The following is a 942-nucleotide window of genomic DNA, read 5'->3' as shown; positions in this document are numbered from 1 at the left end:
GAGGTCCTGCGCCGAAAATGTCCGGGGCTGAAACACACTGCCGAAGCTCAGGAATCTGCGAATGCAGGTTGGTAGAGGAGCATTCTTAAAGAGACGAAGCTGTACCGAAAGGAGCAGTGGATTTTTAAGAAGAGAGAATGCCGGAATGAGTAGCGAGAAAGAGGTGAGAATCCTCTTGGCCGAATATCTAAGGTTTCCAGGGTAAAGCTGATCTGCCCTGGGTAAGTCGGGGCCTAAGGCGAGGTCGAAAGACGTAGTCGATGGATAACAGGTTGAAATTCCTGTACTATCCTGTAACAGAACTGTGGGGACGCAGACAGAGAGCACAAGCCGGGAATGGAAAGACCGGTGCAAGCGAGGTAGGAGTACATCAGGCAAATCCGGTGTGCAATCCGAAGACGTGATGCGGATCGAAAAGAAGTAGAGAAGTGTGTGAGCTGGCTGCCAAGAAAAGCCGCTATTGTTTACAGGATACCCGTACCGTAAACCGACACAGGTGGATGAGGAGAGAATCCTAAGGCCGACGGGAGAAGCATTGTTAAGGAACTCGGCAAAATGACTCCGTAACTTCGGGAGAAGGAGTGCCATGCGAATGGCCGCAGAGAATTGGCCCAAGCAACTGTTTAGCAAAAACACAGGTCTATGCGAAACCGAAAGGTGAGGTATATGGGCTGACGCCTGCCCGGTGCTGGAAGGTTAAGGGGAGAGGTTAGCGCAAGCGAAGCTTTGAACTTAAGCCCCAGTAAACGGCGGCCGTAACTATAACGGTCCTAAGGTAGCGAAATTCCTTGTCGGGTAAGTTCCGACCCGCACGAAAGGCGTAATGATTTGGGCACTGTCTCAACAATGCACCCGGTGAAATTGAAATACCAGTGAAGATGCTGGTTACCTGCGCCAGGACGGAAAGACCCCATGGAGCTTTACTCTAGCTTGATACTGGGA

The 942-nt window shown here is 51.2% G+C and carries 1 rRNA gene; it reads left to right on the top strand.

Annotated features, from left to right (window positions below):
- Positions 1-942, top strand: a 23S ribosomal RNA gene (locus WS44_RS09570); the annotation flags it as partial.

This window comes from Lactobacillus sp. N54.MGS-719 (assembly GCF_000980505.1).
GTDB classification, from domain to species: Bacteria; Bacillota; Bacilli; order Lactobacillales; family Lactobacillaceae; genus Lactobacillus; species Lactobacillus amylovorus.
The sequence above is the reverse complement of the archived record's forward strand: the minus strand, read 5'-3'. Positions and strand labels throughout refer to the sequence as shown.